The sequence below is a fragment of the Streptomyces spiralis genome (genome assembly GCF_014654675.1).
Taxonomy (GTDB): Bacteria; Actinomycetota; Actinomycetes; order Streptomycetales; family Streptomycetaceae; genus Streptomyces; species Streptomyces spiralis.
On the sequence record NZ_BNBC01000006.1, the window covers coordinates 38,548 to 50,923 of the forward strand.

Below are 12,376 nucleotides of genomic sequence, written 5' to 3' on the forward strand. Positions count from 1 at the left end.
GTGACGGAGCGGCCCGGTGTCTACGGTTCCGTAACAGCGGCCCGCCCGTACCGGCACCAGGCCTCGTCCGTACCCGCATCCCTCTCCCCGACAACCTGTCGCTAAATCCCTCCGAGCGCAGACAGGACGCCCATGCCGGGTCCGCATCCCGGACATCTACGCTCGCGGCCATGACCCCTCAGTCCCCTCAGCCCCCGCTGAGCCCCCAGCCGAACCCCGAGGTCGGTGCCGCCGTGAAGGCCGCCGACCGGGCGCACGTGTTCCACTCCTGGTCCGCGCAGGAGCTCATCGACCCGCTGGCCGTGGCCGGCGCCGAAGGGTCGTACTTCTGGGACTACGACGGCAGGCGCTACCTGGACTTCGCCAGCGGGCTCGTCTACACGAACATCGGCTACCAGCACCCGAAGGTCGTCGCCGCGATCCAGGAGCAGGCCGCACGGCTGGCCACGTTCGCGCCGGCGTTCGCTCTGGAGGCGCGCTCGGAGGCGGCCCGGCTGATCGCCGAGCGGACCCCGGGCGACCTGGACAAGATCTTCTTCACCAACGGCGGCGCCGACGCCGTCGAGCACGCGGTGCGCATGGCCCGGCTGCACACCGGGCGGCCGAAGGTGCTCTCGGCTTACCGCTCGTACCACGGCGGCACGCAGCAGGCCGTGAACATCACCGGCGACCCGCGCCGCTGGCCCTCCGACAACGGCACCTCGGGAGTCGTGCACTTCTGGGCTCCCTTCCTCTACCGCTCCCGCTTCTACGCCGAGACCGAGGAGCAGGAGTGCGCGCGGGCCCTGGAGCACCTGGAGACGACGATCGCCTTCGAGGGGCCGTCGAGCATCGCCGCGATCATCCTGGAGACGATCCCCGGGACCGCGGGGATCATGGTGCCGCCGCCCGGCTATCTCGCCGGGGTGCGCGAGCTGTGCGACAAGTACGGGATCGTGTTCGTCCTGGACGAGGTGATGGCCGGGTTCGGGCGCACCGGTGAGTGGTTCGCGGCGCAGCTCTTCGACGTCGTGCCCGACCTGATGACCTTCGCCAAGGGTGTGAACTCCGGGTACGTGCCGCTGGGCGGTGTGGCGATCTCCGGGAAGATCGCCGAGACCTTCGGCAAGCGGGCCTACCCCGGTGGTCTGACGTACTCCGGGCACCCGCTGGCGTGTGCGGCGGCCGTCGCGACGATCAACGTGATGGCCGAGGAAGGCGTCGTGGAGAACGCGCGGCGGCTCGGCGCCGAGGTGGTGGAGCCGGCGCTGCGCGAGCTGGCCGAGCGGCACAGCAGCGTCGGCGACGTGCGCGGTGTCGGCATGTTCTGGGCGCTGGAGCTGGTGAAGGACCGCGAGACCCGCGAGCCGCTGGTGCCGTACAACGCGGCCGGGGAGGCGAACGCGCCGATGGCGGCCTTCGCCGCCGCCGCGAAGGCGAACGGCCTGTGGCCCTTCGTCAACATGAACCGCACCCACGTGGTGCCGCCGTGCAACGTGACGGAGGCCGAGCTGAAGGAGGGCCTGGCCGCCCTGGACGCCGCCCTCTCGGTGGCGGACGAGTACACGAAGTAGCCCGCCGGATCCGGGAAACCCCCGTTCCCGCCTCACTGGGCGGTTGGGGGAACCCGAACGCGTAAGGTGGCGTGCTCGTAGACATACGTACGTACGCGACCTCGTGGACGTATGTTCGAGGACGACGAGCATGCCACCGCACGCGTAAGGGAGAGGGCCCGACCATGCCCGGCATCAGCGGCACCCCGGCCGTGACGCGCAGCACCCTGCGGCAGCAGATCGCGGAGGCGCTTCGGGACGAGGTGCTGGCCGGGCGGCTGCAGCCTGGGCAGGAGTTCACGGTCAAGGAGATCGCCGAGCAGTACGGGGTGTCCGCGACCCCGGTGCGTGAGGCGCTCGTCGATCTGTCCGCACAGGGCCTGCTGGAGTCGGACCAGCACCGCGGGTTCCATGTGCGCGAGTACTCGCCGGCCGACTTCCGCGAGATGATCGAGGCCCGCAGCCTGGTCACGGACGGCATGTTCCAGGCCATGGCCGCCGGGAGGGCGGCCCTGCGCGACCCGCTGGACCCACGGACGGCGGCCACCCTCGCGGGAGTGCGCCGGCGCGGCGAGGAGGCCCAACGCGCGGCCCGCGCCGGTGACCTGACCGTGCTGATCGGCTACGACCTGCGCTTCTGGCGCGAGCTCGGCCTGCTGTTCGGCAACTCCCATCTCGCCGACTTCCTGCAGCGGCTGCGCGTGCAGTCCTGGGTGTGCGCGGTGCAGCACCTGCGCCGGCTCGACGATCTGCGCGGGGTGCTGTGGTCCGGCCATACCGAACTCGTCGACGCACTGGCGAAACGTGACGCCCCGGCGGCCCGGGCGATCCTCGCCGCGTACAACGCGCACTCCCTCGCCCTGGCCGACCGGATGGCAAGAGCATGAGCGGATCCGCCCCCGGAGCCGAGGAGCCGTCCGCCACCGACGCGTCCGCCGCCGACCCGTACGGCGCCCGGGAGCAGTCCGCCGACGCGCCGCCGGTCGAGTTGTCGGTCGTCATCCCCGCCTACAACGAGCACGAGCGCCTCGGCCCCACCCTGGACGCCGTCACCACGTATCTCGGCGACAACGAGAGCCGCTTCGGCACCTGGGAGGTCGTCGTCGCCGACGACGGCTCCACCGACGGCACCGGCGACCTCGTCACCGTCCGCCGGGACCCGCGGGTCCGGCTCGTCGGCGGCGGGCGCAACCGCGGCAAGGGGCACGCCCTGCGCCTGGGCGTCGCGGCCACCCGCGGCCGGCGGGTGCTGGTCACCGACGCCGACCTGGCCGCCCCCGTCGAGGAGCTGGAGCGGCTGGACAAGGCGATGGGCGAGGGCGGCGCCGCCGCGATCGGGTCCCGCTCGGTGCCCGGCGCGACGATAGGCAGCCGCCAGCACCGGGTGCGCGAGCTGATGGGCCGCGCCGGGAACGTCCTCATACGCCGTATCGCGGTGCCCGGCATCCGCGACACCCAGTGCGGCTTCAAACTCTTCGACGGCGAGCGGGCCCGCACGGCCTTCGCCGCGTCCCGGCTCAACGGCTGGGGCATCGACGTGGAGGTGCTCCAGCACTTCCGGCGCGCCGACTGGCCCGTCACCGAGGTCCCGGTCCGCTGGTCCCACCAGTCCGGTTCCAAGGTCGGCCCGCTCGACTACGGCCGGGTCCTCGCCGAACTCGCCCGTCTCAAGGCGCGCACCACCCGGCGCGCCGACGTCCTCGCGGTCCTCGCCTTCCTGGTGATGGCGGTGGTGCTGTACTCAGGCCGGCTGACCGACCCCGGTCACCGCTACCTCCCCGACTCGCTCCAGGACCAGAACCAGTGGGAGTGGTTCTTCGCGGTCACCGCGGACAGCGTGGCCCACTTGCGCAACCCCCTCTTCACCGACCTCCAGGGCTTTCCCGACGGCGTGAACCTCATGGCCAACACGGTCATGCTGGGCCTGTCCGTCCCCTTCGCCCCCATCACGCTCGCCTTCGGCCCGGCGGTCTCGCTCAGCGTGTGCATGGCCCTGGGTCTGGCCGCGACCGCCGCCGCCTGGTACTGGCTGATCGTCAAACGGGTCGTACAGAACCGGGGAGCGGCCTTCGTCGGCGCCTCGCTTGCCGCGTTCGCCCCGCCGATGGTCAGCCACGCCAACGCGCACCCGAACTTCGTGATCCTGTTCATGATCCCACTGATCGTCGACCGCGCGCTGCGGCTGTGCGAGGGCACCCGGGTCCGCCGGGACGGGATCGTGCTGGGGCTGCTCACGGCGTACCAGATCTTCCTGGGCGAGGAGCCGCTGCTGCTCGCGGCGATCGGCATGACGCTGTTCGCCGCCGCCTACGGCATGGCGAACAGGGAGGCGGCGAAGGCGGCCTGGCGGCCACTGCTGAAGGGCCTGCTCATCGCCGGGGCGGTCTGTCTGCCGATCGTCGCCTTCCCGCTGTACTGGCAGTTCGCGGGCCCGCAGAGCTACAAGAGCGTGCTCCACGGCGACAACGCGGGCAACAGCCCCCTGGCCCTGCTCTCCTTCGCCGAACGCTCCCTGTTCGCGGGCGACGCCACACGGGCCGACGCCCTGTCCCTCAACACCACCGAGCAGAACGCCTTCTACGGCTGGCCACTGGTCCTGCTCGCCTTCGGGATCGTCGTACGGCTGTGGGAGCAGGCGCTGGTGAAGGCGCTGGCGGTGACGGCGGTCGGCGCGGCGTTCCTCTCCCTGGGACCGAAGTTCCGCCTGCCGATGACCGACACGGTCTACCCCGGCCCGTGGGCCCTGCTCGCCCACAAGCCGCTGTTCGAGTCGGTCATCGAGGGCCGGGTCGCGATGATCTGCGCCCCCGCGCTCGGCATGCTGCTCGCGCTCGCCCTGGCCCGGCTGTCGGCGACCCGCAAGGTCAGCACGCTCTACGCCGGTCTGATGGCCGTCGCCCTCGCGCTGCTGCCGCTGGTGCCCGCCCCGCTGAAGGCGGTGGACCGCGAGCCGGTGCCGGCGTTCATCGCGGACGGCATGTGGAAGCCGTACGTCCGCGACGGCGAGTCACTCGTCCCGGTGCCGCTGCCCGACCCGGGCGCGGCCGAGGCCCTGCACTGGCAGACCGCGGCCCACCTGGGCTTCAAGCTCCCCGGCGGCTACTACAACGGCCCCTGGGGCCCCGACCGCATCGGCATCTACGGCGCCTCCCCGCGCTACACCTCCAACCTGCTGCGGGACGTGCGCTACACCGGCGTGGTGCCCACCATCGGCGAGAACTGGCGGGCCCAGGCCCGGCAGGACTTCGCCTACTGGCACGCGGGCGCCCTGGTCCTCGCGCCGCAGCCCAACGACGGCCCGCTGCGCAAGGCGATCACCGCGCTGGTGGGCCGTCCGGGGAAGTGGACGGGCGGGGTGTGGGTATGGGACCTGCACGAGGGGAGCTGACGGCACCCGCACCGACTACCCTTCCCTGACCGCGTTTTCCCGACCGTGTCGTGTGCTTCACACTGGATGAGGAGCCCTCTTTGGCCTGTGACCTGTGGCTGGTACCGCTCGTCGACGTGTTGTGCCACACCCCCGACAACCCGTTCGCCGAGGAACTCGCGCAGTACAACAAGGTGCTGGCCGAGAACGGGCTCCCGCCCGTGCCGGTGTACCAGTACATGCCGGGCCTGTCCGGTGAGGTCGCGCCGGTGGCCGGCTTCGACTACGACGCACTGCACTTCCTGCGCCGCTCCTACCTCCTTCAGGTGTGCGGCCTGCCGCTGACCCCGGTCGACGAACTGGGCGGCGACTACGAGCAGCTGCTGGAGATGTTCGAGTCCACGGCCCAGCAGTCCCACCTGGTCTGGCACTACGACCACGCGGGCGCGTACGTCCCCCTGGACTTCCCCCAGCCGCTGTCCAACGACGAACTCCTGGCGAGCGGCGGCCCACTGGGTTCCTCCCAGGCCCTGCTGCGCGAGCTGGAACACGTCGCCCCGGCCATCGGCATCGACCCGGCCAACCCCCCGGCGGCCCCGGCACCCCCACCCGCCCCCACGGAACTGGAACAACCGGCCGCCCCCGCCCCCTACGACCCCAGCCCCTTCGCCCGCGAACGCCATGTCTGGCTCGGCCTCCATGCTGCGGCGACCCGAAGCCTGGCCCAGGGCTCGATGATCGTCTTCAGCTGAGAGCGGCCGGCCGGATCACCGTGCCGGCCGCCCCGCGCTCGTCGGTCAGAACACCGGTGTTCCGGCCTGGGTCAGCTTCCAGTTGGGCGACGCGAAGTCCGCCGGGTCGAGGGTGCCCTTCGAGGTCACGTAGTCGATCATCAGCTGGCGGATCTCGTCGGTGGAGCTGTAGGCGATGGGGGCGGACGCGATGTGCGGGTAGCCGGAGCCGCCGTTGGCGCGGTAGTTGTTCACCGCGACGACGAAGAGCTGGTCGTCGGCCACCGGTGCGCCCTGGTACGTCAGGTTCTTGATCCGGGAGCCCTCCGGCTGGGCGATGTCGATCTCGTAGTCGACGCCGGCGGCGGTGTCGTACATGTAGTCCCAGAAGTTGTCGGCGTTGGTCAGGGTCGCGGTGTCGACCTTCGTGCCGGCCGGGACCTGGTGGTAGTACTTGGCCGCGTACTCCAGGTACTCCTTCAGCTGGGCGCCCGTGAGCTTCTTGCCGTAAAGGGTGTTGTCGTAGATGTAGAGCCCGGCGATGTCGCGGATGGTGACGTCGCCGGCCGGGATGTCGGCGGTCCGGCTGAAGGGCGCCGCGACGGAGATGAGCGGGAGCGCCGCGTCCGACGCCGACAGACCCGTCGCCACCTGCTTCATCTGGACCTCGTGGATGAAGTCCATGATCGGCACGTCCTTCCAGCACGACTCGGCCGCCGAGAGGTCCTGCGTACAGGTGCCGACCGGGGTGTTGACGTACTTCACCACCAGCTCGTGGTCCGCCCGGAGCAGCCGTGTGATCTCCGGGTCCTCCTCCACCGTGTCGGGGTTGAGGGTCTGCGCCGTCTTGCCCGTCACCTTCCACTGGCCGTGGTGGAGTTCGAGCTCGAAGTCGAAGACGCTGAGACGGTAGCCCCAGCAGTACGGCTCCGACAGGAGCACGTCCTCGCCGGTCTCCGCGTTCTTCACCGTGTAGGACGGGACCTCCACGTGTGTGTGGCCCACCAGGATCGCGTCGATGCCGGGGACTTGTTCGGCCACGAGGTTCGACGCGTTCTCCACGTAGGGGAGTTCGTCGCCGTAGGAGGACGAGCCGTCCAGACCCGAGTGGTCCGTCAGGAAGACGACGTCGCAGCCCAGCGCCCTGAGTCTGGGCACGTACTTCTTCGCCTGCTCCACCAGCCCGGTGAACGCCATCCTGCCGCTGACGTTGTCCTTGTCCCACAGCGCGATGCCGGGGTTGGTGAGGCCGAGGATGCCGACCTTGATGTCGGGCGCTCCGGGGACCCGGATCCGCTTCACCGTGTACGGCCGGAAGGCGGGCCGCAGCGTCTTCGCGTCCAGCGCGTTGGCGCCGAGCAGCGGGAAGTCGCACTGGCTCTCGAACTTCCGCAGCACGTCGATGCCGTAGTTGAACTCGTGGTTGCCGAGCGCGGCGGCGTCGTAGCGCATCTGGTTCATGGCCACGGCCATGGGGTGGACGGGGCCCTTGCGGCCGTCCTTTCCGGTGATCGGGTCCACGCGCGCGTAGTAGTACGCCAGTGACGTGCCCTGGATGATGTCGCCCGCGTCGACGAGCAGCACCCGGTCCTCGCCCTTCGCCTCCCGCTGCTGCCTGACGAGCGTGGCGACGCGTGCGACGCCCACGGAGTTGCCCTTGGCGTCCTTGTAGGCGGCGTCGGTGTAGTAGTCCCAGTCGAAGACATGGCTGTGCAGGTCGGTGGTGCCCAGGATGGAGAACGACCAGGTCTTCGGCGCCTTTTCGGGCTTGCGGCCGGCGGCCTGCGAGGCCTCCGCGGCCTGCGCGGCAGGCGCGCCGGCCGTCCCCGCGACGGCCACGGCCGCTGATGTGACGGCGGACTTCTTCACGAACTCCCGGCGGTTCATGGGACTGACGGGCATACAGGGCTCCTGAAAGGCTGACGTGACGCGTGTAGATATCGATGCCGTACGGAACTACTCGCGTAGAGCGTGACCTCTGCCCGGGTCCGCCGGAAACCAGGAAGTGGCCATGCCCGGGTCAAGCCTGGGTCATCAGGTGCTCGACGAGCGGAGGTTCAGGTACCGGAGTCGTACAGGCTCCAGCGGCCGGTGGTCTCGATGCGCAGCAGGCAGCGGTCCGGCACCGGTACGGTCAGCCGCGCCTCGCCGCGTCCGTCGGCCAGCACCGGACCCGTGTGGAGCGAACGGGTGACCGTGAGAAGGCGGTACGGGCCGTCGCCGTGGTGCTCGAACCGCACGGCCCGGAGCCCGGCGGCCTTGACCACGCTCTCGACGCCCCGGCCCGTCAGCCGGGTGCCCCGGCGCAACTGCCGTGCCTCGCCGGCCGGGCGCAGCGCCAGCCGCCACGGACCCGGGGCCGACACCTCCAGCAGCATCACCGCGCCTCGCTGCGGCGGCACCAGCACCCGAGCGCGCGTGACGTCCGGGCCGCACGCGCCCTTCACCAGCTCGGTCGCACGGCCGAACCCCGTGCCGGACACCGAGTAGGCGCCGTGCTCCCGGCCTTCGGCCTCGAAGACCAGGAGGACCCGGCCGCCCGTCCCGGGCCTGTGCACCCGGACCCGGGTCGTCCCGGAACCGTGGATCCAGGTGAGGCCGTGTCCCACGGCTCGGGCGGCGACGTCCAGCCGTTCCAGGGCCGCCCGCCCCCGCTCCAGGATCTCCGGAACCCGGTCGGGGGTGCTCGCCTTGGCGTCCTCGTACGCCTGCAGGGCCGTGGCGTAGTCCGCCAGGTCGTCCGGGTCGTTGGCGGGGCGGGGCGTGTAGGGGTGACCCGTCAGCAGCTCGCCGTACTCGGTGACGGCCTGTTCGGCGGCGTGGACGGCGTCCGCTCCCCGCTCCGGGGCGGGTGGTGCCCCGGGCTTCGATCGTGGCCCGGGCTTGGGGCGGGAGACGCGCTCGGTCCGTGGCTCGGGCTTCCGAGCGTGCGCCGACGCCGACCTGAGTGCCCGTCCGTTCCTGGGTCTCGCCGTCGGCTTGGACCCGAACCGGCGCGCCACCAGCGCCGGCGGGACGACGAGAGCCGCGTACATGAGAAGGGCGACGCCGCCGTCGTCGACCGGCAGCAGCCCCACGGCGAGCATCAGTACGACGAAGGCGGCCGTCCCACTGATCAACCCGTACGCCAGGCACCTGCCCCAGGACGCCCTGACCGGCTTCATCGAGCCACCCCCCGTCGGTCCCGACGGCTCACCGCACTGTCCGTGGACCATCGTGCGGCGGGCAGTCGCGGGCGAACAGGGGTGGACGCGGGCAAGCGGTACCGGATCCCGTTGCCGGACACCGGCAATCCGGGAGATGCGGGCGGCACCGGGCGCACGGCGGCCGACGCGCGAGGCGGCGGCCGCCGTTCTCGACAAGGGCTTACGGCACGGGCCGGCTTACAGGAACGAGTTGATCTCGATCGTCTCGTCGCGGCCCGGACCGACGCCGATCGCGGAGATCGGGGCGCCGGACATCTCCTCCAGGGCCTTGACGTAGGCCTGGGCGTTCTTCGGCAGGTCGGAGAACGCCTTGGCCTTCGAGATGTTCTCCTGCCAGCCGGGCAGGTACTCGTAGACCGGCTTCGCGTGGTGGAAGTCGGTCTGGGAGTACGGAAGCTCCTCGACCCGCTTGCCGTCGATCTCGTAGGCCACGCAGACCGGGATCTGCTCCCAGCCGGTGAGGACGTCGAGCTTGGTGAGGAAGAAGTCCGTGAGGCCGTTCACCCGGGTGGCGTAGCGGGCGATCACCGCGTCGAACCAGCCGCAGCGGCGGTCACGGCCGGTGGTCACACCGCGCTCGCCGCCGATCCGGCGCAGCGCCTCGCCGTCCTCGTCGAACAGCTCGGTCGGGAACGGGCCCGAGCCGACTCGGGTCGTGTAGGCCTTCAGGATGCCGATGACCCGGCTGATCTTCGTCGGGCCGACGCCGGCGCCGGTGCAGGCACCGCCCGCCGTCGGGTTGGAGGAGGTCACGAAGGGGTACGTGCCGTGGTCGATGTCCAGGAGGGTGCCCTGGCCGCCCTCGAACAGGACGACCTTGTTCTCCTCCAGGGCCTGGTTGAGGATCAGGACCGTGTCGGCGACGTACGGCCTGATCTGCTCGGCGTAGCCCAGCAGCTCCTCGACGACCTGACCCACGGCGATCGCGCGCCGGTTGTACAGCTTGGTCAGGATCTGGTTCTTGATGTCGAGCGCCGCCTCGACCTTCTGGGTGAGGATCGACTCGTCGTACAGGTCCTGCACGCGGATGCCGACGCGGTTGATCTTGTCCGCGTAGGTCGGGCCGATGCCGCGTCCGGTGGTGCCGATCTTGCGCTTGCCGAGGAAGCGTTCCGTCACCTTGTCGACGGTGACGTTGTACGGCGTGATGACGTGAGCGTTTCCGCTGATCAGGAGCTTCGACGTGTCAACGCCGCGCTCGTTCAGACCGCTCAGCTCGGAGAGCAGGACCGACGGGTCGACGACGACGCCGTTGCCGATGACAGGCGTACAACCGGGCGACAGGATTCCGGAAGGGAGGAGGTGCAGTGCATACTTCTGGTCGCCGACGACGACCGTGTGGCCGGCGTTGTTGCCGCCCTGGTAACGCACCACATAGTCCACGGAGCCGCCGAGCAGGTCGGTGGCCTTTCCCTTGCCCTCGTCACCCCACTGAGCACCGAGCAGCACAAGTGCGGGCACGCGCGTACACCCCTTCCGGGCGGGGCATGTCCAAGGTCAGGGGCGTACGCGGGTTCACCGCCGCGTACACCGCGCGACCGTCGTTGGCCGCACAAACCGTCGGACCGGATGCCCCGGAATAGACGAAGCCCCTGGCGCAATAGCGCAAGGGGCTCTTGCACAAAGATGCTACCCGAGGAAGCGAGGCAGGACCGAGGTGGCAACCTTCGCGACGTCCGATCAGCTGCTGGTGGTCATCGACCCGGTCGCCCGGCGGACGGACGGGGAGTCCGTGCGGATCGCGAAAGACGTGCTCAGCGCGGGTGCGGCCACGAAGGTGTGTCTGCCGGACGGGCCGGAGGAGTTCGCCCGGGCACTGGCGCGGCGCGGCTCGCGGCGGCCGGTGGTGGTCGGTGACGACCGGGCGCTGCTGCGGGCGGTGTCCCTGCTGCACCGGCAGCGGGAGCTGGCCGCGTGCGAGCTGTCGGTCGTACCGGTCGGAGATGTCATGTCCCTGGCCCGTTCGCTGGGTGTGCCCGCGGGGCCGGTGGCGGCGGCGCGGGCCGTGCTCGACGGGGTCGTACGGCGCCTGGACCTGCTCGTCGACGACAGCGACGGGGTGGTGCTGGGGGCGCTGCGCATCCCGCCGCTGGCCCCGCACGAGGTGCCTGCGGGCTCGACGGCACTGACCGCCGAGGTGCCCTCCGCGCCGGGCCACCCCTGGCTGCGGACCTGCCAGTCGCTCGTACGCACCCTGGTGACCCGCCCGCCCCGGACGGCGTTCGACGCCGGCCCCGAACCCTCCCGGCTCCGGGTGGAGGTCGACGGGGAACTGGTGGTGGACCTCGACCAGCCCGTGGAGGCGGTGTCGGTGGTGCCGGGGGCCGCCGGAGTGGCCGAGGTGGAGGTACTGCCGCTCTCCGTGGGCGCCGCAGGATCCCCGGTACGGGCCGAGGGACGCACGGTGACCGTCTCGGGGGCCCACTTCCGGTACCGGGCGGACGCGGTGGTGTCCGGGCCGGTGCGAACCCGGACGTGGGCGGTACGGGAGGGGGCCTGGGGGCTGGTGGTACCAGTACCGCCGGCCTGAACCGGAACCCTTCAGGGCGGGGGCTGCCACGCTACCGGGACGGTCGGCCGCGCCGTCGGGACGGGGCGGCCTCGCCGTCGGGGTGGGTCGGCCGCGCCGCCGGCACGGGTCCGCCGCGCCGCCAGGACGGGTCGGCCACGCTGCGGAGGCAGGTCAACCGCGCTGCCGGGGCGGTCGGCCACGTTGCCGGCCGGGTCGGCCGCGCCACCAGGACGGATCGGCCGCGCCGCCAGGCAGGCCCACCGCGCCGCCAGGCAGGCCCACCGCACTGCCAGGGCAGGCCCACCGCACTGCCAGGCCGGGGTCGCGCCGCCAGGGCAGGCCCACCGCACTGCCAGGCCGGGTCGGCCGCGCTGCGCAGTCAGGTCGGCCGCACTGCGCGGGCAGGTCGGCCGCACTGCCAGGGCGGTCGTCCGCGCTGCCAGAGCGCGATCATGAAGCCCCGAAGAGCTCCTCCCGGCGCACCCGCCAGCGCTCCATCATCGCGATGACCTCACCGTCGATGAACTCGAAGAAGGCCAGCGTCTCGGCCAGCCGCCGCCCGGCGGGGGTGTCGGCGCCGAGGCTGTCGACGCCCTCGCGCAGGGCGTGCTCCCAGCGCTTGATGACCGCCTCGCGGTTGGTGAGCGCCTCGTACCACTGGCCGGCGTGGACCCGGTAGCGCTCGCGGCGTGAGCCGGGCTCCCGCTCGCGCGAGACCATGTGGACCTGCGCCAGGTACCGCACCGCGCCGGAGACCGCGGCCGGGCTGATCTTCAACTGCTCGCTCAGTTCGCTCGAGGTGAGCGTGCCCGTGTCGGAGGAGAGCAGTGCGGCGAAGACGCGGGCCGGCATCCGCTGCAGCCCGGCCTCGACCAGTTGGGCCGCGAAGCTCTCCACGAACTTCGACACCGCCTCCGGGTCACGCTCCGGCGCCTTCTCGTCCGTCATGCCCGCATCCTCTCCCCTCGTCCCGACGCGCTCCCGAGTTTATACGCTTCCTTAACTTCACAAATTTCTGAAAGTAGCGT

General features: G+C 71.3%; 9 protein-coding genes. 5 read left to right on the forward strand and 4 right to left on the reverse strand.

Features of this window, described 5'->3' with window-relative positions:
• Positions 1–197: 197 nt before the first annotated feature.
• The 4 genes from IE318_RS08675 to IE318_RS08690 all read left to right on the forward strand — a co-directional run bounded on the left by IE318_RS08675 (position 198) and on the right by IE318_RS08690 (position 5,651).
• Positions 198–1,553: an aspartate aminotransferase family protein gene (locus IE318_RS08675; protein ID WP_189898635.1), complete on the forward strand. Its 1,356-nt coding sequence runs from the start codon at positions 198–200 to the stop codon at positions 1,551–1,553.
• A gap of 164 nt (positions 1,554–1,717) precedes the next feature.
• The gene (locus IE318_RS08680; protein WP_189898283.1) at positions 1,718–2,419 is read left to right on the forward strand and encodes a GntR family transcriptional regulator; all 702 of its coding nucleotides are present in this window, start codon (positions 1,718–1,720) and stop codon (positions 2,417–2,419) included.
• On the forward strand, positions 2,416–4,920 hold the full coding sequence (locus IE318_RS08685; RefSeq protein ID WP_189898285.1) for a dolichyl-phosphate beta-glucosyltransferase: 2,505 nt from the start codon (positions 2,416–2,418) through the stop codon (positions 4,918–4,920). The genes IE318_RS08680 and IE318_RS08685 overlap by 4 nt, the downstream gene beginning before the upstream one ends.
• 80 nt (positions 4,921–5,000) lie before the next feature.
• On the forward strand, positions 5,001–5,651 hold the full coding sequence (locus IE318_RS08690) for a putative DNA-mimic protein (RefSeq protein WP_189898287.1): 651 nt from the start codon (positions 5,001–5,003) through the stop codon (positions 5,649–5,651).
• Between the two features lie 45 nt (positions 5,652–5,696).
• Here the strand turns inward: IE318_RS08690 and IE318_RS08695 are convergent, their stop codons facing one another.
• The 3 genes from IE318_RS08695 to IE318_RS08705 all read right to left on the reverse strand — a co-directional run bounded on the left by IE318_RS08695 (position 5,697) and on the right by IE318_RS08705 (position 10,297).
• Entirely contained in the window at positions 5,697–7,532 is a 1,836-nt protein-coding gene (locus tag IE318_RS08695; RefSeq protein ID WP_189898290.1) for a bifunctional metallophosphatase/5'-nucleotidase, read from the reverse strand.
• A gap of 155 nt (positions 7,533–7,687) precedes the next feature.
• Positions 7,688–8,794, reverse strand: a complete 1,107-nt coding sequence (locus IE318_RS08700; RefSeq protein WP_189898292.1) for a hypothetical protein — start codon at positions 8,792–8,794, stop codon at positions 7,688–7,690.
• 219 nt (positions 8,795–9,013) lie between these two features.
• Entirely contained in the window at positions 9,014–10,297 is a 1,284-nt protein-coding gene (locus IE318_RS08705; RefSeq protein WP_030182566.1) for an adenylosuccinate synthase, read from the reverse strand.
• A gap of 196 nt (positions 10,298–10,493) precedes the next feature.
• Between IE318_RS08705 and IE318_RS08710 the strand changes: the two genes are divergently transcribed.
• Entirely contained in the window at positions 10,494–11,366 is an 873-nt protein-coding gene (locus IE318_RS08710) for a diacylglycerol kinase family protein (protein WP_189898294.1), read from the forward strand.
• A 432-nt stretch (positions 11,367–11,798) separates the two neighbouring features.
• On the opposite strand, the gene IE318_RS08715 is transcribed toward IE318_RS08710, so the two are convergent.
• On the reverse strand, positions 11,799–12,296 hold the full coding sequence (locus tag IE318_RS08715; protein WP_030182561.1) for a GbsR/MarR family transcriptional regulator: 498 nt from the start codon (positions 12,294–12,296) through the stop codon (positions 11,799–11,801).
• Between the last annotated feature and the right edge of the window lie 80 nt (positions 12,297–12,376).